The 18,985-nt window shown below is 58.8% G+C and carries 17 protein-coding genes; 7 read left to right on the top strand and 10 right to left on the bottom strand.

Features of this window, described 5'->3' with window-relative positions:
* The first annotated feature begins 3 nt into the window (after positions 1–3).
* The gene (locus HMPREF2935_RS12795; RefSeq protein ID WP_246815057.1) at positions 4–576 is read left to right on the top strand and encodes a hypothetical protein; all 573 of its coding nucleotides are present in this window, start codon (positions 4–6) and stop codon (positions 574–576) included.
* On the opposite strand, the gene HMPREF2935_RS09000 is transcribed toward HMPREF2935_RS12795, so the two are convergent.
* The 3 genes from HMPREF2935_RS09000 to HMPREF2935_RS08990 are packed head-to-tail and all read right to left on the bottom strand — an operon-like array spanning position 531 to position 4,029.
* Positions 531–1,448, bottom strand: a complete 918-nt coding sequence (locus HMPREF2935_RS09000) for an ECF transporter S component (RefSeq protein ID WP_141744855.1) — start codon at positions 1,446–1,448, stop codon at positions 531–533. The two genes, HMPREF2935_RS12795 and HMPREF2935_RS09000, sit on opposite strands and share 46 nt — an antisense overlap.
* On the bottom strand, positions 1,438–2,274 hold the full coding sequence (locus HMPREF2935_RS08995; protein ID WP_062035418.1) for a hypothetical protein: 837 nt from the start codon (positions 2,272–2,274) through the stop codon (positions 1,438–1,440). The genes HMPREF2935_RS09000 and HMPREF2935_RS08995 overlap by 11 nt, the downstream gene beginning before the upstream one ends.
* A gap of 60 nt (positions 2,275–2,334) precedes the next feature.
* Positions 2,335–4,029: a carboxylesterase/lipase family protein gene (locus HMPREF2935_RS08990; RefSeq protein ID WP_070732873.1), complete on the bottom strand. Its 1,695-nt coding sequence runs from the start codon at positions 4,027–4,029 to the stop codon at positions 2,335–2,337.
* A 185-nt stretch (positions 4,030–4,214) separates the two neighbouring features.
* Here HMPREF2935_RS08990 and HMPREF2935_RS08985 point away from each other — a divergent pair, with 185 nt between their 5' ends.
* Both HMPREF2935_RS08985 and HMPREF2935_RS08980 read left to right on the top strand, forming a co-directional pair.
* Positions 4,215–4,982, top strand: coding sequence for a hypothetical protein (locus HMPREF2935_RS08985; RefSeq protein WP_235591029.1), 768 nt, complete (start codon positions 4,215–4,217; stop codon positions 4,980–4,982).
* Positions 4,983–5,136: 154 nt separating this feature from the next.
* A complete protein-coding gene (locus HMPREF2935_RS08980; RefSeq protein ID WP_210400742.1) occupies positions 5,137–8,853 on the top strand; it encodes a multifunctional oxoglutarate decarboxylase/oxoglutarate dehydrogenase thiamine pyrophosphate-binding subunit/dihydrolipoyllysine-residue succinyltransferase subunit in 3,717 nt (1,238 codons plus the stop codon).
* Between the two features lie 118 nt (positions 8,854–8,971).
* On the opposite strand, the gene HMPREF2935_RS08975 is transcribed toward HMPREF2935_RS08980, so the two are convergent.
* Positions 8,972–9,757 carry a hypothetical protein gene (locus tag HMPREF2935_RS08975; RefSeq protein ID WP_070732869.1) on the bottom strand — a complete coding sequence of 262 codons (786 nt, stop codon included), beginning with the start codon at positions 9,755–9,757 and terminating at the stop codon, positions 8,972–8,974.
* A 133-nt stretch (positions 9,758–9,890) separates the two neighbouring features.
* Between HMPREF2935_RS08975 and HMPREF2935_RS08970 the strand changes: the two genes are divergently transcribed.
* On the top strand, positions 9,891–11,027 hold the full coding sequence (locus tag HMPREF2935_RS08970) for an Mrp/NBP35 family ATP-binding protein (protein WP_061921803.1): 1,137 nt from the start codon (positions 9,891–9,893) through the stop codon (positions 11,025–11,027).
* Between the two features lie 32 nt (positions 11,028–11,059).
* Here the strand turns inward: HMPREF2935_RS08970 and HMPREF2935_RS08965 are convergent, their stop codons facing one another.
* The 3 genes from HMPREF2935_RS08965 to sigE all read right to left on the bottom strand — a co-directional run bounded on the left by HMPREF2935_RS08965 (position 11,060) and on the right by sigE (position 13,033).
* Positions 11,060–11,677, bottom strand: coding sequence for a twin-arginine translocase TatA/TatE family subunit (locus tag HMPREF2935_RS08965; protein ID WP_061921800.1), 618 nt, complete (start codon positions 11,675–11,677; stop codon positions 11,060–11,062).
* A gap of 104 nt (positions 11,678–11,781) precedes the next feature.
* Complete coding sequence (locus tag HMPREF2935_RS08960) at positions 11,782–12,240, bottom strand: anti-sigma factor family protein (RefSeq protein WP_062039033.1); 459 nt, start codon at positions 12,238–12,240, stop codon at positions 11,782–11,784.
* Between the two features lie 127 nt (positions 12,241–12,367).
* Positions 12,368–13,033, bottom strand: a complete 666-nt coding sequence (gene sigE / locus HMPREF2935_RS08955; RefSeq protein ID WP_070433460.1) for an RNA polymerase sigma factor SigE — start codon at positions 13,031–13,033, stop codon at positions 12,368–12,370.
* A gap of 152 nt (positions 13,034–13,185) precedes the next feature.
* Between sigE and HMPREF2935_RS08950 the strand changes: the two genes are divergently transcribed.
* Positions 13,186–13,830: an O-methyltransferase gene (locus tag HMPREF2935_RS08950; protein WP_070433459.1), complete on the top strand. Its 645-nt coding sequence runs from the start codon at positions 13,186–13,188 to the stop codon at positions 13,828–13,830.
* Between the two features lie 84 nt (positions 13,831–13,914).
* Here the strand turns inward: HMPREF2935_RS08950 and glgC are convergent, their stop codons facing one another.
* On the bottom strand, positions 13,915–15,132 hold the full coding sequence (gene glgC / locus HMPREF2935_RS08945) for a glucose-1-phosphate adenylyltransferase (protein WP_070732867.1): 1,218 nt from the start codon (positions 15,130–15,132) through the stop codon (positions 13,915–13,917).
* 109 nt (positions 15,133–15,241) lie between these two features.
* On the opposite strand from glgC, the gene glgA reads away from it, so the two are divergent.
* Positions 15,242–16,396 (top strand): glycogen synthase, encoded by a 1,155-nt coding sequence (gene glgA / locus HMPREF2935_RS08940; protein ID WP_070433457.1) that lies wholly within the window; start codon positions 15,242–15,244, stop codon positions 16,394–16,396.
* 26 nt (positions 16,397–16,422) lie between these two features.
* Positions 16,423–17,865: a GH32 C-terminal domain-containing protein gene (locus HMPREF2935_RS08935; RefSeq protein WP_070433456.1), complete on the top strand. Its 1,443-nt coding sequence runs from the start codon at positions 16,423–16,425 to the stop codon at positions 17,863–17,865.
* Between the two features lie 113 nt (positions 17,866–17,978).
* On the opposite strand, the gene HMPREF2935_RS08930 is transcribed toward HMPREF2935_RS08935, so the two are convergent.
* Positions 17,979–18,845, bottom strand: coding sequence for a methyltransferase domain-containing protein (locus HMPREF2935_RS08930; RefSeq protein ID WP_062035438.1), 867 nt, complete (start codon positions 18,843–18,845; stop codon positions 17,979–17,981).
* Positions 18,846–18,855: 10 nt separating this feature from the next.
* Positions 18,856–18,985, bottom strand: a 130-nt coding sequence (locus HMPREF2935_RS12790) for a DUF3117 domain-containing protein (RefSeq protein ID WP_083313212.1), incomplete at its 5' end; no start/stop codon positions are given.

Below are 18,985 nucleotides of genomic sequence, written 5' to 3'. Positions count from 1 at the left end.
GCCATGAAGAACTTCAAGAACTCCCCTGCTTCCACAAACACCTGTTTCGGCATCCGCCACGCCGCAAGCCGGCGTGCACGCACTACCCATAGCCATTCGCATGTGTCCGAGCGCCTCCGCGCCGGCGAGATAGCCGCTGACATCCTCTTCCATGAAACAGAAACGCTCAACGCTCTAAACGGGATAGTGCGCCATCCACGCTCGCTGGCGCGGCCCACGCCAACATGGCGGCCACCATTAAAGGAGCTTCCGGCAGTAGCAGGCTTTCCGGCACTAACCATGGCAATAACGCGCCATCGTGTGGGCGAGCGCGCCCGCGCACGAGTCTTGGGCTATGGCGAAGACCGAGTGCCCGCGTATCTCGTCTCAGTACGAATTACTGATTCGACAGGAGCCTCTGTTACCCCGGAGCTTGCCGAAGCATGGGTGCGTGCAATGGTGCCGCCGGAGCTAGCAAACGCTGTCCACGAGCTAACCAATGCCGAAGCGCAGCGGTTCGTGTGGCTGGTTGACAGTGCCTACCTTCCGGTTCACTCTCCAGTCTCACTCTTCGCAGGCTTTAGCCAGGCAGCATAGCGGCTGATACCACGGTCCATATAGCGCAAACCGCGGCGAATGCCATCGCCGTGCCCAAGGTTTTCGCTATTTTCACGGAAGACGCTATCCGCAATTGCTGCGTTTCCGGGATAGACGGCATAGGACCGCAAGCCGGCAGGGGCAAAACGGATGAGGAGACACGCCGCAACGACCGTGAAGGCCTTGTCAATGGAATCAGAGGTAAGCGCCTGGCAGATAATGGCCAAGCGGTCATTTCCAGTTACCATCTGGTAGAAGTTCAACAGGCCTTCACGCCCGATATCGCCTTCCCCACCGAGCGAATAGATCGTGGGATAGACGACAAGCATGCCGGACAAGCATCCGGCCAGCAGGCCAATCACGATGGTGGTTGCCACGTAACGGAACATGCGCCGTTGCGCCAGCGCACCGAAGATATACCCTACGAACATGGACACAGGGATAAAGGCTAAAGGATGCGCAGCATAACTAGCGCTCAGCACAGAAGCGCCGAGGCCTGTAGCCATACCCAAGGTAGGCCCATACAAAATGGCAACCACGATAGTGCCCAAAGTATCGAAATAAAAGGGGATGTTCGTTCCTACCACCAAAGAGCCAATAAGCATATTCAGCGCCATCCCCATCACGGGGTTGAACATCATATAGCGCGGAAATAGCCCGTACCTAGAAAGTAATAGGCCCGCAGTTGCAACCAAGCCCAACGCCCAAATGGTGATGGTCAAAGGGCTCGAGAAGGTATAGGTTATCTCCCGGAACTGCGGGGATGTCGACATAGACCACGCGCCTGCGGCAACCAGCACCGAGAAGAGGACGCTTAGTTGACGCCAGCGATTGCGGAAGAGGCCCGATACGGCGCCCAGTTTAGAGCTCATCCTCGTCATCGTAGTCATCGATGACATCATCATCTTCATCATCTAGCGCTTCATCCTCATCGTCGTCAGCGCCGAAGATGTCGTAGACGTCGGGCTCCTCAAACTGTGCATCGTCGAAGGAAACCAACTGACACTCCCAGTCCAGAGCTTGATCGGAGACCAAGCTCAGCACATCAAAGAGGCGATCGAAGTCAGTGTAGGTACCAAGCTCCAAGGCCTCGGCCGGGACTTCAATGATTGGGGCGGAATCGTGAGCCTCGCCGACCTCAAACAATGCAAGACGCTGCTCCTCGCTCAAGTCATCGTCCTCGTCCTGCTCCCACAGCTCGTTGATGGCTTCATCCTCGAGCTCGTCATACTCTTCCTCGTCAAAGTCGAATGCCAAGAAACGCACGATGGCAGAGGGCACGCCATCGACAGTCTCTACGAGCACGCGCAGCTCAGAGTCGTTAGCCACCTCAGCCACGACGAGGTTCGGGTTGAACTCATCCTGCATAAACTCAAGGTCCGCAATGCGTTCATCGGTGCCTTCCAGCAGGTCCCGCAAAACCGTCACTACCTGATCGGTAGCGATGTGCTTTGCCACAGCCTCAACTGCATCATCCACGGAGAAGGCCACCGAGACCAGGACGGCCTCAAAGTCTTCATCGTCTTCATCCACATCCGCTGCCGCAATGTAGACATTCGCGGCAGGCAGGATTGGGTCAATTTCCACTAGTTGAATCTCAAGATCCGAAGTAATGGGCACAAACATCACGTCATCATTGACGCGGGACTCAATTCCCTCAGCGTCCAACGCAGAAGCGATATCTTCAAAAAAGCTCATCAGTGCAATCCGTCCATGTGGCAGTTGGTCACCATGGCAATCACCAAGGCTCCTCAAAGCCTACCCGTTATCCTGCTGCCGTGTTTCTAAACCGAGTGCAGCCAAAAGCTCGGGTCGACCGCTTCCCCACTCGAGCATGTGATAGTTCTGCCATGCTTGGCGACGCCGCTCGAAGGGCGCATCCACGACCTGCGGCTCCGAGTCAAAAATCATGGTCTTGCGCTGGCTTGGCTCATAGCGCGGCCAGTTCTCGTTTGGCCGGCCAGTATGGATGAAAGAGGACCACTGCGACTGCATGAGTTGGGTCATGTCATCCATCAGTGCACTATCGCCCATACGGGTCAGTGCGGAGACCCGGGAAGCGCCAGGATCGCCGAAGATATTGGACAGCTCCATCGAGTGCATCGCTCCTAGCCCAAGCCACTTCAACGCCGCTGGCGCAAAATCGAAGCGATACATCCAGGTCTCGTGCTCCCGCGAGTGCGCATCGGCAACTCGTACGGTGGGCGCCCAGAACAGGGCGTCGGTAAGCAGGTGCGCAAAATCCTGCCGAGCAACTGCCCCGCCATAGGCTTCCACCACAGCTGGGGCGTTGACCTCGTCGAAGGAAGCAAGCAGGCGCAACGCGGCGCGCCGGCGCGCACTCTGACGCTGGTAGAGAAACTTGCCAAAGCTCGCCTCGTCCGAGTTCGTCCCCACCAAAAGCGGTACATCGGCTTGTTTGCCTTGGGCGAAAGCCTCCAACGGATGCAAAGGAATCAGATCGTCATCCACCGTGGGCGCGTAGCAGGAATTCAAGTGGAAAAGCTCGCCCGCACGCCACATCATCGATTGGCCGGCGCGCACTATGTCGCCGAATTCAGCCTCGCGCAAATCATCCACGCTGGCCGCGCGCGGCAAGGCCATACGGTTGACCAACTCGCGCGCCCAGAACGTTGATTGCGCCCGCGAATGCAGCATGCCAATCGGCGGCGACTGCGCAATCGCACGATGAAACAGCCCGTGCGCACGCGGCACCGTCATCAGTGTCAACACCGCTGCGCCACCGGCAGATTCACCCATCAAGGTGATGTTGCCATCATCTCCGCCGAAAGCGGCGATATTTTCCTTAACCCACTGCAAGGCCAGGAGCTGATCCGATACCGCTGGATTGGCCGAGCACTCGCCTCCCAGGCTGCGCAGATCCAAATAGCCCAGCGCCCCCAAACGGAAGTTGATGGAAACGTAGACCACGTTCATCTGCGCAGCCAGTTCGAATCCACGCAGCATAAGCATGTGCGAGGAGCCAACGATGAAACTGCCGCCATGGATGTAGACCACCACCGGCAGCTTTTCGTCGTTGTCTGGGCGAACGACGTCGAGATGCAAGCAATCCTCTCCGCCCGCGACGCGATCTTGCCAAGAATAGATAGGCTGCGGGGCTACTGGACCAAAGTCATAGCACTCGCGTACGCCTTCCCAACTGGGAGCTTTCTCGGCAGCACGAAAACGCTGGGCGCCGCTGGTATCGGCGCCGAATGGAATGCCCCTCCAAGAGCGCACGGGCGCGGAAATTGGGCGATCTGTACGGAGATCTTCTTCCCTCGTGCCACGTACCCAGCCAGATGAAGTCCGTACCGTCAGCTCGTCTTCCCACACGTTGGCTGCGGCCTCCGCCGCAGCGCGCGCACGACGATACGCATCCGCTGCATGCATGCGGGCAGCGGCGGAACTAGTTTCACGGGGTACATCCCCGAAGCTCCCCTCAGCTTTCATACTTCTAAGACTAGAAAAGTTTCTGTCATTTAGACGAGTTTGGATACTTAAAAAGTTCTCGACCAACGCTATCGCTAAATCCACAGCAAGCGCTCAGGAAAAAGCAGAGACACTTCGCTACGGTGGTTTTACAACAGGCAACCAAATACCGGTTGTCATAAACAGTTTTAGAGGTGATTTAGAAGATGAGCATTTTAGATAAGGCAAAAGGCGCAATTGAAAAGAGGGTTTCTAACAACGCGACGGGCCCGGCAAATCCCACCAACTCCGACAATGTTTATGAGATCAACCCGGAGGAAGCCAACCGCGTCACCAACGCGCTTTTAGATGGCCTAGACAAAGCAGTCGCAGCGCAGTCTGGTGTTATCAAGAAATACGTTGATGGCCTTCGCAAACGCAATCCGGAGTCAAGCCCAGCACAAATCCAAGCAATCCTCGATAAGCACTTGCTTAACCTAGTCTCTGGCACTGGTGCTGCTGCCGGTGCTTCCGCCGCAGTTCCGGGTGTAGGCACCATCGCCGGCATCGCTGCTATCGCGGCAGAATCCGTGGTTTTCCTGGAAGCTGCCTCCTGGTACGTATTGTCTTCTGCTTACCTGCGCGGTGACAACATCGAAGACGAAGAACGGCGCCGTGCCCTGGTTCTGCTGGTGCTGACCGGTTCTAAGGGCAGCGCCTTGGTTGACACCTTGGTCGGCGACATGGGCACCGTCAAGGGCGTTACTTCCGCAGCCACCCTGTCGCGCTTTACCGGCCCAACCCTAAGCGGTCTCAACGGCCGTCTCACCAAGCTTTTTGCCAAGCAGGTAACCAAGCGCCTGAAATGGGCATGGGTCTCCAAGCTGATGCCAATGGGCATCGGTGCAGTGCTCGGCACTTCTGCCAACCGGAAACTTGCCAAGAAGGTAATTGAGCATGCTGGCGAGCAACTTTCGCCTTTGCCCACCTCATAAGGGGCGCTTTCACCCCTGACCTAGTGAGCAAAACAACTCGGAACGTATCATGGTTGAAGACACTTTTCGGGGTGCTGTGTGCACCCGCGCAAAGGCCCTACTAAAGTCCCATTAACGAACCGTAATTAACAAGGAAATGAGGCGAATTCCTGCCGTGAGCAACTCGAGCATTTTCGGCCCCAATGCGTGGCTGATTGACGAACAGTTCCAGCAGTACTCAAAGGATCCCAACTCCGTAGATAAGGAGTGGCGCGATTACTTTGAGGCCAACGGAGCACCGAAGAACGCGGCTTCTGCCCCAGCAGCCGCTGCACAATCCTCCGCGAAGAAGTCCACTCCGGCGAAGCCAGCTGCAGATTCTGCTACCCCGAACGGTGCGCCAGCAGCAAAGCCAGCGAAGGTAGCAGAGAAGCCAGGCAAGGATTCTGACTCCAAGAAGAACTACCCAGATTCCCCGCTCGATCGCATCGGCGAGGCTCCGGAGGCTGGCGAGCGTCAGCTCAAGGGCATGTTCAAGGCAATCGCTAAGAACATGGACGAGTCCCTCGAGATTCCAACCGCAACCACCGTGCGCGACGTTCCAGTCAAGCTGATGTGGGAAAACCGCGCGATGATCAACGATCACCTCAAGCGCACCCGCGGTGGCAAGATTTCCTTTACCCACATCTTGGGCTACGCCTTGGTCAAGGCGACCCAGATCCACCCGGACATGAACGTCCGTTACGAGGTCAAGGACGGCAAGCCGACTGTCGTACAGCCAGAGCACGTCAACCTGGGCCTCGCTATCGACCTCCCGCAGAAGGATGGCTCCCGCGCACTCGTTGTTGCAGCGGTCAAGGAAGCCGAGAAGATGTCCTTCTCCGAGTTCGTTGACGCATACCAGGACATCGTCAACCGCTCCCGCCAAAACAAGCTCACGATGGATGACTTCTCCGGCGTCACCATCAACCTCACCAACCCGGGCGGCATCGGCACCCGCCACTCCATCGCCCGCCTGACCAAGGGCTCCGGCGCCATCATCGGCGTCGGCTCCATGGATTACCCGGCTGAGTTCGCCGGCACCTCCGAGGACCGTCTGGCTGACATGGGTGTAGGCCGTCTGGTCACTCTGACCTCCACCTACGATCACCGCGTCATCCAGGGCGCGGAGTCCGGCGAGTTCCTGCGCACCTTGGGCCAGCTGATCACCGATGATCGCTTCTGGGACGAGCTGTTTGAGTCCATGGGCGTTCCTTACCAGCCATTCCGCTGGGCACAGGATGTCCCGAACACCGGCGTGGACAAGAACACCCGCGTCATGCAGTACATCGAGGCTTACCGCTCCCGCGGCCACCTCCTCGCCAACGTCAACCCACTTGGCTGGCGTCAGCCGGGCCTGCCTTGGCCGGATCACCGCGACCTTGACCTTAAGACCCACGGCCTGTCGATCTGGGATCTGGACCGCACCTTCAACGTCGGCGGCTTCGGTGGCCAGGAGACCATGAAGCTGCGCGACGTCGTCAAGCGTCTGCGTGATGCTTACACGCTGAAGGTCGGCTCCGAGTACGCCCACATCTTGGACCGCGATGAACGCAGCTGGCTGCAGGATCGCCTCGAGGCTGGCATGCCAAAGCCATCCAACGCTGAGCAAAAGTACATCCTGCAGAAGGTCAACGCTGCTGAGGCATTCGAAAACTTCCTGCACACCAAGTACGTCGGCCAGAAGCGCTTCTCCCTCGAGGGCGCTGAGTCCCTCATCCCGCTGATGGATGCCATCGTGGACACTGCTGCAGGCCAGGGCCTCGACGAGGTCGTCATCGGCATGCCGCACCGTGGCCGCCTGAATGTCTTGTTCAACATTGTTGGCAAGCCACTGGCTGACCTCTTCGGCGAGTTCGACGGCAACTACAAGGGTGGCCAGCTCGGTGGCTCCGGTGACGTTAAGTACCACTTGGGTTCCCAGGGGCACCACATCCAGATGTTCGGTGACGGCGAAATCGACGTCAGCCTGGCTGCTAACCCGTCTCACCTCGAGGCCGTTGACCCAGTCCTGGAGGGCATCGCCCGCGCTAAGCAGGACCTACTAGACAAGGGCCAGGACGGCTTCTCCGTTGTCCCAGTCATGCTGCACGGTGACTCCTCCTTCAACGGCCTGGGCATTGTTCAGGAGACCATCAACCTGTCCCAGCTGCGTGGTTACACCACCGGCGGTACCGTCCACATCGTGGTCAACAACCAGGTGGGCTTCACCACTACCCCGGATTCCGCACGTTCTACCCACTACGCCACCGACCTGGCAAAGGGCTTCGATTGCCCGGTATTCCACGTCAACGGTGACGACCCAGAAGCAGTTGTCTGGGTTGGCCAGCTGGCTACTGAGTACCGCCGCAAGTTCGGCAAGGACGTCTTCATCGATCTCATCTGCTACCGCCTGCGCGGCCACAACGAGGCAGATGATCCTTCGATGACGCAGCCAGAGCTGTACTCCATCATCGATGACCACAAGTCTGTCCGTGAGATCTACACCGAAGAGCTCATCGGCCGTGGCGACCTGTCCGAAGCAGACGCTGAGGCTGCAGCACGTGACTTCCACGACCAGATGGAATCCGTCTTCACCGAAGTCAAGGAATCGGAAGCCGGTGCCCCTGGCGAGCAGCACGGTATCACCTCTGCGCAGAGGCTCACCCACGGTCTGGATACCTCCATCACCGCCGAGGAGATCGAGGAAATTGGCCAGGCCTACGCCAACGGCCCAGAGGGCTTCGAGTACCACAAGCGTGTTGCCCGCGTTGCCAAGGAACGCCTGAAGACCTCCACCGAGGGCGGCATCGACTGGGGCTGGGGCGAGCTTATCGCCTTCGGCTCCCTGGCTAACCAGGGCAAGCTGGTCCGCCTGGCCGGTGAGGATTCCCGCCGCGGAACCTTCACCCAGCGCCACGCTATCCCGGTCGATCCGCGCGATGGCTCCGAGTACAACCCGCTGAACTACCTGGCTCAGGCCAAGGGCAACGGCGGCCGCTTCCTGATTTACAACTCCGCCCTGACCGAGTACGCAGGCATGGGCTTCGAGTACGGCTACTCCGTGGGTAACCAGGACGCACTCGTGGCATGGGAGGCACAGTTCGGTGACTTCGCAAACGGTGCACAGACCATCATCGACGAGTACCTGTCCTCCGGTGAGGCAAAGTGGGGCCAGCTCTCCAGCCTGGTTCTGCTGCTGCCGCACGGCTACGAGGGCCAAGGCCCAGACCACTCCTCTGCCCGCATCGAGCGTTACCTGCAGCTGTGCGCTGAGGGCTCCATGACGGTGGCCCAGCCTTCTACCCCGGCTAACCACTTCCACCTGCTGCGTCGCCAGGCGCTGGGCTCCATGAAGCGTCCGCTGGTCGTCTTTACTCCGAAGTCCATGCTGCGTAACAAGGCATCCGCTTCTGCTATCTCCGAGTTCACCGAAATCAAGCACTTCCAGTCCGTCATCAATGACCCGAACTTCGTTGACCACGAGGGCAAGGTTGTAGGCGACGCCGAGAAGGTCAAGACCATCATGCTGGTCTCCGGCAAGCTCTACTGGGAGCTGGCTAAGAAGAAGGAAGCAGACGGCCGCGATGACGTCGCAATCGTCCGCCTCGAGATGCTGCATCCGATTCCGTTCAACCGTCTCGCAGAGGCATTCAAGGCCTTCCCGAATGCCACCCAGGTTCGCTTCGTCCAAGACGAGCCAGCAAACCAGGGCCCATGGCCTTTCTACAACGAGCACCTGCGTGAGCTCATTCCGGATATGCCGGAAATGGTCCGCGTATCTCGCCGTGCGCAGTCCTCGACTGCAACCGGTATCGCCAAGGTCCACCAGATCGAGCAGAAGAAGCTGCTTGAAGAGGCCTTCGATGTCTAAGGCTTAAAAGCCAGATATAACGGCTAAAGCGCCCTTGCCGCCTCGAATAGAGGTAGCAAGGGCGCTTTAGTATATTTTCGAAAAAGCAAGCTCTACGAGGAGCTGCTCAGCAGCCAAGCTAGGACTTCGGCTTGCTCGAATCGTCCTTTTTCTCATCGCCGGAGGTCAGATCGGATCCTCCGGAAGAGTTGGAATCACCGCCGGTATCCATGACTGTGCCCGCATTGGATTGCGAGTTCCAATCACTTACGGTTTGCTCCAGAGAACCGGACTCGTCGGTCTTTTCCAGCAGCTCACGGATTTCCCCATCGGTCAAAAACTTGGTCAGGGAAGACACTGCGAGGCGTTCCTCACGGTCAAAAAGACCCTTGTAATAAACCACGACGTAGTTCTGCGGCAGATCCGGCTCCGCTCCCTTGCACCCTTGCGCGCTGGAAGGCTCTACCACCGCGAGGTCCGGCGGTAGCGCATTCATCAGCGCCACGTGGGTAGTAGCCAAGAAATCCTCGCCCGAGGGGTCCTTTTGGTCTTCCTCGTAGCGCTTCGAAATCTCGCGTGCGGCAACAGGGTTGAAGGCATCGAGCAATTCACCGGTGCAACCGATGTAGAAGTTCGTTGCGCCGTCGCCGCTCTCGATAAGCGGGAGGTTCTGGTCGTTAGCAGAGGTGGCCTCCAGTTCCCCATTACCGGCCACATTTGCGGCTCTGCCCTGAGACTCCAAAGTCTGCTTATACAACTCAGCGAGCAACAGCTGCTGCTTGGACTTTGGGTTGACGGATATGGTTACCGCTTGGTGCAAGCCAGGCTTTTCATCCGCCGAAGGATCGAATTGGGCGCAGGAGCTCAATGCAGCCAATGCCAGTCCGGCAGTCGCTAGCGTCGCTACAAGGCGGCGGGATCGCATCGGCACAGTTCTCCTTAAAGTTATGGTTCTTCCTAAATATTCCTAAAATTCTACACGGCACTGCTGGGCTTTCCGACGCCGCCTTATCCCAGCGTTTTCCTGTATTTAATAAGGGGCTAAGATGGGTTGAGTTATGACTAGCGCTATTACTGAATCCGCCGTTCGGGAGGCCCTTAGCCGGGTTGAAGACCCAGAAATCGGCCGCCCTATCACCGAGCTCGACATGGTGAAATCCGTCGCCATCGACGGCAATGACGTCAGCGTCGAAATCTATCTGACCATTGCCGGCTGCCCGATGAAAAACACCATCGAAGCCAACACTCGCGCCGTCCTCGAGGACATCGAGGGCGTTGGCAATGTCAGCGTGGCCATGGACGCCATGAGCGATGAACAGCGTCGCGCTTTAAAGCAGAAGTTGCGTGGCGGCCAGGCTGAGCCGGAGATTCCTTTCGCCAAGCCAGAATCCACCACGCGCGTGTTCGCGGTGGCCTCTGGTAAGGGCGGCGTCGGCAAGAGCTCCACCACCGTCAACCTCGCGGCCGCGCTTTCGGCCAAGGGCTTGAAGGTTGGCATTGTCGACGCCGATATCTACGGCCACTCTGTACCGGGCCTGCTGGGTTCGACCGCCGGCCCCACCGTCATTGATGATGAAATGCTGCTGCCGCCAATTTCCCACGGCATCAAGCACATCTCCATTGGCCAATTCGTCGAGGGCAACGCCCCTGTGGTCTGGCGCGGCCCGATGCTGCACCGCGCGCTGCAGCAATTCCTGGCTGACGTCTTCTGGGGCGATCTGGACGTTCTACTGCTCGATCTCCCACCCGGCACTGGCGACGTCGCGCTTTCCGTGGCTCAGCTCATCCCGAACGCCGAGCTGCTCATCGTCACTACCCCGCAGGCAGCAGCCGCGGAGGTGGCAGAGCGTGCAGGCTCCATCTCGCAGCAGACTCGCCAGCGCGTAGCCGGCGTTATTGAGAACATGGGCGCCATGGTGCTGCCTGACGGTTCCACGATGGATATCTTTGGTACCGGCGGCGGCAAGGTTGTAGCAGAGCGCCTTAGCACCATCTTGGGCTACGAGGTGCCTGTCTTGGCTGAGGTGCCGCTCGATCCGGCTCTGCGCACCGGCGGCGATGCCGGCGAACCAATCATCACCGCCGCCCCGGATTCTCCTTCTGCAACGGCAATCAAGCAGCTAGCGGATAAGCTCGCCATCCGCAACGACTCTCTGGTGGGCAAGACCTTAGGTCTGGGCGTTACCCGCCACTAAAAAATTAGGCAGACGCCTAAAGCAGTTACTGCTTAGGTAACATCAGCCCAAGAAAAGCCGGTTCCTTCTGCGTTGTCATTTGCCGCAGTTGGTGCCGACTTTGGCGCCGACTTTGGCGTAGGTGCCTGCGGCTGTTGAGCCGAGCTCTGCTGCGGTTGTGCCGGTGCCGCGTAAATCTGGGAGTAGTCGAAGGTCGGGCGCTGCTGGCCCTGCTGACCTGAATTCGCCTGTTGACTGCGCTGACTGTGTTGGGCACGTGGCCCGGAAGCACCGCGCTGCGCTGCGGAGTGCGCTTGCTCATCGCCCGCGCTTAGATGCGGTTTGCCCATTCCCTCTGTCAGCTTACGCGGGTCGAAATCATCCCAAGCGGAATCGTCTCCGTCAAAAAGAGCCTTGGTGATAGCACCGCGTGGGCCCAAGCGCGTCCATTCGGCGGCCTGGCTGATGGGGCCACGCAAAGTTTCAAATTCCTCGCTCAGGCCGCCCATTTCACCTTGTAGTTCGGCCTTGGCATTGTTGATTGCCTTACGCGCAGCATAGATTGCCGCACGGACATCCATGATTACGCCGGGGAGCCTCTCTGGACCGATGATCACGATGCCAAGAAGCACGATGACGGCAATCTCTGTCCAACCGATTGAAGAAAACACTATGCTATCTTAGCCCTCCGTTAGCGCCTGTGCGCTATGTGAAACGGGCACCAACCTCATTCGCCTTGACTCCGCTGCTAATAGCGCCACTTAGCGCCACTGCATTAACGCCTCTGATTGTGCTTGATGGCGCGAATGACCATCTCGACCTTGTCAAGGATATCGCGCTCGCCGACGCCACTGGTACCGCCGTGTGCGCTGAAATTGTTTCGCCCTTTTTCAGGTGTGGCGGCGTCCTCGTCAGCTGCTTCAGCTGCGATTCCGGCCAGCTTGGCCATCAAATCTTTCGGTGCACGCACTTGGTGGTCAACGTTGCAGTTGCGCACCCACTGGGAAGCACGGCGCTGCTCACGGACGTCGGCGCGACATTCAGCGCAGTGCACCAGGTGAACATGCACACGATGAGTGGCTTTGGGATCCATCTCGCCATCGACGAAGGCTGCCACAGCTTCGGGGCCTAAGTGCCCAATGGAATCAGCCCGCCGAGCCCTTGCTTTGGCCTTATCACGGGCCTTGGCAAGAGTCTTGTCAAAGGTGGTGGTGGCGCCTTCTACTCCACGCATATGAAACGAGGCGCGGTGCTGATGTGCAGAATCCTCCACGGGAGTTTTGCCACCTACCTTTCTATCGAACGTTGGGTTCGTTAATTAGTCTCCACAATAGACCTCATTGCACTTTAGCGTGGGCGGCCTAGCGGCTACGGAGCAAAACTCGGGCTTCGTCGTTGGTCTGCGCGGCGGTTTCGAGAGCCGCGCGCAGCTGTGCACGGCCGCGGTGGATGCGCGAACGAACGGTACCCATCTTCACGCCCAGGGTCTCTGCGATTTCGTCGTAGCTCATTCCCACGACGTCACACAGAACAACTGCTACACGGAAGTCAGGGGCCAGCTCGTCGAGCGCCTTTTGCAAGATCGGGTCCAAGTTGGCCACGGTATAAGCTTGCTCCGGGGTCATATCGGTGCCGGGCACGCGCTCATAATCTTCCGGCAGGGCCTCCATCCGTATCTTGGCACGATGGCGGACCATATCTAAGAAGAGGTTGGTGGTAATCCGGTGCAACCAGCCGCGGAAAGTACCGGGCTGATACTTATCAAGCGAGCGGAACACACGCATGAAGGTCTCTTGGGTCAAGTCCTCTGCATCATGCTGGTTACCGGACAAGCGGTATGCCAGGCGGTAAACGGAGTCTGCATGCTCGTCCACGAGCTCCGACCACGAAGGCATCGCAGCCTGGCCGGCGTCGAACGCGGCTGTGCCGCTGAGTTCTTCGGAAGCAGCGACGTGAGGCTCCGTTGGGCTAGTGGCCACACCAGTTTCCTGGCGCAAAGACGAATCGACGCGATGCTTCCTTTTCATGCTTTCATCTTCCTATACCGAGCTTCAAAACGCCAGACAGTACTCTGCGAAGTGACTGTGAGCGTCACCGAAAAACAAAAACTTCTACCTCATCAGTAACAATCCTGGCGTCTTGACACCGCATACACAGAAAATTACCTATGGTTTAGGTTGTGACTAATACGGCATACGACGCACTGCGTTCTTACATCGAATCCACCAGCGAAGTTTCTACGGCACTCGCCGGGGCCCGTTCCCATGCCGAGGAATTTGGCTTGTCCGTACCGGACGAAGCAACCGGGCAGCTTCTTTCCTCCCTTTCCGCAGCCAGCTCTGGCGCTGATCGCCCCCAGGCCATCGCCATTACTCCGGCTGCTGCTGTAGCCGGAATCTACCTCCTGCAGGGCCTGCCTAACAATGGAATCGTCACCTGCATCGATCCGGAGGCAGAGCATCAGGCCATGGCGAAGTCCACCTTCCGTGAGGCTGGCTTTGCCACCACCCGCGCGCGCTTTTTGCCCTCCCATCCTCTGGAGGTCATGGGACGTCTCGCCACCGATTCTTATCAATTGATCTTCGCAGACGTTCCCGCGCTGGATATGCCGGCTCTTATCAACGCCGCTTTCCCACTGCTGCGTAAGAACGGCACGCTGGTTCTCGCGAACTCTTTGTTGGATGGCACCCTCGCCGACACCACCCGCAGCGACCGCGACACTGCCGCTGCCCGAGAAGCAGACGAACTCGCCCGCTCACTCGAAGACGCCGTAGTAACCCGTCTACCACTGGGTTCCGGCCTAACGCTTATCACCAAGCGCTAAGAAAGTAGAAACCTCACACGAGATACAGGCGGCTGCCCCTTCATCTCGTGTGAGGCTTCTGTGTTTTCTCCCCGCCGCGGTGCGCTAGACGGTTTCGTTCTTGCCCACGACGACAACGCCGCCGGCAGAGACCTTAAAGCGGGACTCGTCGCGCTCGCGGTCGCAGCCGATGATGGCACCTTCGGAAACCACCACGTTCTTATCCAAAATGGCATGGCGGACAACCGCGCCCTTGCCCACGCGCACGCCTGGCAGCAGCACCGAGCCTTCTACTGAAGCTCCGTCGGCCACATGCACGTCCGAGGACAGCACAGAGTTGCGCACGGTGCCGCCGGAGATGATGCAGCCGGGGGCCACCATGGAAGACTGCGCGATGCCGTTTTGGTCGAACTTCGCTGGCGGAAGGTTGGACTCATCCGTGGAGTGGATGGGCCAATGATTGTTATAAAGATTAAAAATCGGGTGCACCGAAATTAAGTCCATGTGCGCTTCGTAGAAAGAATCGATGGTGCCCACATCGCGCCAATAACCATGGTCGCGCTCAGTGGAACCTGGCACGTCATTCGCCATGAAGTCATAAACATGCGCCTGCCCGCGCTCCACGAAGTACGGAATGATGTCGCCGCCCATGTCGTGGTCGGAGTTTTCGTTCTCCTCGTCCTTGAGCAGGGCCTCAATCAGAGCATCGGCCGTAAAGACGTAGTTACCCATGGACGCATAGGTCATGTTCGGATCATCCGGAGTCGAAGGCGGATTATCCGGCTTTTCCAAAAACTCCGTGATGGTTCCCATGCCGTCTGCCTGAATGCAGCCAAATGCGGTGGCCTCGCTACGCGGCACGCGAATGCCCGCCACGGAGCAGTCGAGCCCAGTAGCGATGTGTTCCTGACCCATCTGCTGCGGGTCCATGCGATAGACGTGGTCGGCGCCGAAGACGATGACATAGTCCGGCTTTTCGTCATAAATCAAGTTAAGCGACTGGACAATAGCGTCGGCGGAACCGTTGTACCAACGCTTACCGCGACGCTGCTGGGCGGGCACGGAGGCGATGTACTGGGAAGTCGGGCCAGACAAATTCCAAGCCTGCGAGATGTGGCGGTCGAGGGAATGGGACTTGTATTGGGTGAGCACCGCAATCTTGAGGTAGCCCGCGTTGACGAGGTTAGACAGGACGAAGTCGATGAGACGGTAGGAGCCGCCGAAGGGGACGGCGGGCTTTGCGCGATCTTCCGTAAGGGGGAATAGGCGCTTGCCTTCACCGCCGGCGAGGACAATGGCGAGGACATTAGGCTGGGTTTTCACATGTTCCAACCTATTCAGTTTTAGGCCGCTTCGCAGAGGAAATAGGTCAGAAACTACCCCCACGGGAATTTTCTGCACGGTATGGATTTTCTCCGTATTCTGGGAGGACATGAGAGCCGGAATTTTTTCCAAGGAATACCCACCTGAGATTTACGGTGGCGCTGGCGTGCACGTCGCCGAGCTAACCCGCTTCATGCGGGAGTTAATCGATGTTTCCGTTCACTGCATGGGTGGCCCACGCGAGGAAAAGGACGTCTTCAACCACGGCGTTGATCCAGAACTTTCCGCAGCCAACCCCGCCATCCAAACTCTTTCCACGGGTCTGCGCATGGCTAATGCAGCTTCCGATATTGATATCGCGCATTCCCACACCTGGTACTCCGGCCTCGGCGGCCATCTCGCCGCCCGCCTCTACGACATCCCGCATGTGGTCACCGCCCACTCTTTGGAGCCGCACCGCCCATGGAAGCGTGAGCAGCTCGGTGGCGGCTACGAGATTTCCTCGTGGTCCGAGAAAAACGCCATGGAATACGCCGACGGCGTCATCGCGGTTTCCGCCGGCATGAAAGCCTCCATTCTGGATGCTTATCCCCGCATCGATGAGTCCAAGGTGCATGTTGTGCTCAATGGCATCGATACCGAGCTGTGGCAGCCGCGCGAGGCAGACTACCTGGACAAACTCGGCGTCGACAAGCAGCGCCCCATCGTTGCCTTCGTCGGCCGCATCACCCGCCAAAAGGGCGTGAAGCACCTGCTGAAGGCCGCGGCCCAGTTTGATTCAGACGTCCAGCTGGTGCTGTGCGCAGGCGCTCCCGATACTCCAGAAATCGCCGCGGAAACCGCAGCTTTGGTCGAAGACCTGCAGGCCAACCGCGACGGCGTGTTCTGGGTGCAGGAAATGCTCTCTCGCAGCCTCATCCAAGAGGTGTACTCTGGCGCCGACGTCTTCGTGTGTCCTTCTATCTACGAGCCTTTGGGAATCGTTAACTTGGAGGCCATGGCGTGCGGGACTGCAGTAGTTGCATCTGACGTCGGAGGAATCCCCGAGGTTGTCGTCGACGGTGAGACCGGAATCCTCGTCCACTACGACGAAAATGCGGTCGCTGACTTCGAGGCCAACCTCGCTGCTGCCGTCAACCAGGTCGTCGCCGACAAGGAGCACGCAACCGCATTCGGCCAAGCCGGCCGCACGCGAGCTGTGGAGAAGTTCTCGTGGGCCACCATCGCCTCCCAGACCGTAGATATTTACCGCGCACTGATTTAAATCGAGAATCTTTAGAAAGGCACTTTGTGACAACCCATCGCCCCGAACTGCACTTCACCCCTGAGTCTGGAGTCCTCGAGGCTCCGGCCGGCGTGCTGCTAGACGGCAATACGTGGCACCTGTTTTTCCAGTACCGCCACGAACTTTCCGCCCCGGCGCGCTGGGGACACAACTATTCTGAAGAATTTCCATTCGATTGGTTGGAGTGCGACGACGCACTTGCCCCTGTCGGCGGTGAGCTTTCCTTGCGCGCCGGTTCTGTAGCCGCGGGCGAAGATGCTATCAACCTCTACTTCACCTCCGTGACTTCCACCGGCACCTCGGTGCGTTTAGCACGCTACACCGATTTCAACGATGTCTGCGAAATTTCGGATGACTCCAACGCACTAGACCCGAATGTCGTGCGCTATGGCGAGGTAGCCGCCAACGTCACCAATTACTCCCGCTTCCGCTCGCCTTCCGTGGTTCCAGACTGGGTCGCGGCCGACCGCGATGAAGGCCACGAGGGCTGGCTCATGCTCGCACTAACCGGCCACTCCGACGCGCCGCTGCCCGTTATCCTGCGCTCGGCCGACGGCTTGACCTGGGATGTGGAAGGCCCGCTCGAGTTCAATGGCGATCCTGGTTTCAACGAGGGCGAGGTCCCGGCAAACTCGCCGATTCCACCGGTTGTCTCTCCACGCCTGGTCCGCTTGCGTGACGAGGTAGATGAGCGCATTTACGACGTCCTCCTGGTTACCCTTGAGCGCGATAACCGCGATGTCTCCGGTTACCTCGTCGGCCGCTTGGAGGGCACCACCTTCACCGTCGCCTCCGGTTTCCAGCGCATCGACTTCGGCCACGATTTCTCCCGCCCGCGCAACACCAACGCCACCGAGGGCACCGTCCCGCAGGAGACCCGCTACGACGAAGCGGTTGTCCTGGGTCTTCTCAACGGCAATGGCCGCGGCGACGATCCTGCAGCGCATCCTTCCTTCGAGGAGGAAGGATGGGCCAATACCCTCGCACTGCCGCGTCGCATCACCCTCCAGGGAGGCAAGCTCTTCCAGACTCCGCCGCGCGGCCTGCCGGATGCCATCCGCCAGTCAGAGCGCGCCCGCTCCTGGGTCGGCGTAATGGATGTCCCGGAAGGCTCCTCCGTCACCGTCACCTTGCTCGACGGCAACGGCAAGCCCGCGGCAGTCATCACCCATGCTGGCAGCACACTGACCTTAGATCGTTCCATGGGCACTGCTTTCGATTCCTATTTCAAGGACTCGGCTCCTGCCGTAGCGCATTTGGCTGAGGGTGATTCCGATTCCCTCACCGTCGTGGTCGACGGTGCCACCGTAGAGGTCTACGCCGACGGCGGCCAGGTAGCCATGGGCTCCCGCGTCTACTTCGACGGCGGTTGCTCTGATCTCCAGGTCGAGACCGCCGGTGAGGCCGTCATCGAGCAATCCTGGCAGCGCAAAGGCTCGCAGCTCTAAGCGCGACGTGTTTTAACACTCAAAGCGACAATAGGGAAAGGCAGAGCATCTGTGCTCTGCCTTTCCCTATTGTTTGTGCAACCGGCCAGACCTTTGGCCTTGCCCACCGCTATTTAGACTGCGCGCAGACGGTCCAGGCGGGCATGAGCGGTGACCTGCATGGTCTCTGGCAATTTTGCCATGCGCTCAGCAAGCTCTTCCTTTTCAAGGTGGCGGGCAGACGGGCTCATGCCAACCTGCGCGGCAATAGAGGCGCGATCCAGGGTCATCGGATAAGAGATATCAACCGGATCTGCTGCCTGCTCCAGGTAGCCGGCGGCCTGCTCGTACATGCGCTCGATCTTGCCTTCTTCCACGCCCAAGATTCCCAGCGGCTCGCGTAGTTCATCCAGATGGCCGAGGTCCGGAGTCAAGACAATGACCTCGCCGCCTGGACGCAAGATGCGCTGGAACTCCGCTGGGTTGCGCGGGGCAAAGACCACCGATACCGCATCGATGGAATCATCCTGCAGCGGCAACCGCTCCCACACATCCGCCACCACGGCGCCAACGCGCGGATGGCACTTTGCCAGATGCTTGGCAGCATGTGGGGAAATATCCAAACCAACGCCACGGGCCTCAGCGATGGAATCCAAGGTATGTGCTAGGTAATAGCCGGTGCCGGCACCGACTTCAAGCAGCATAGGCTCGGCAGTCTCAGGCAACTCGTTGGCATCAAGTGCGTCCTGCACTGCGCCAGTGACAGCCTCCACAAATGGGGCGAAGTGGCCCAAAGACAAGAAGGTCTCACGCGCGGAAACCATCTCACTGGAATCGCCCTTATGCTTTAGCCCTGCCCCGGGGGCAAGGGTGACATAGCCTTGTTTGGCCACATCAAAAGAGTGCCCAGACTCAGAGACGAGACGAGCAAAATCGTCGGCGCCGCTTAGCGCGGTGCCATCGTTTGGGTCGGCCAGAACATCGATGACGTGTGAAAGCATGCCTTAAAGACTAGCTGGAAACTTCGGTCAGCAATGAACCAAGTTCCGCAGCCTCCTCTTTTGTGAGCTCCACAACAATACGGCCACCACCATCGGAGGGGATTCGCATGACAATTTTGCGGGACTCCTCAACCGCTTCC

Origin of the sequence: Corynebacterium sp. HMSC076D02 (assembly GCF_001813815.1) — a bacterium.
Taxonomy (GTDB): domain Bacteria; phylum Actinomycetota; class Actinomycetes; order Mycobacteriales; family Mycobacteriaceae; genus Corynebacterium; species Corynebacterium simulans.
Note: the sequence above shows the minus strand (reverse complement) of the source record. Positions and strands in the feature narration are given on the sequence as shown.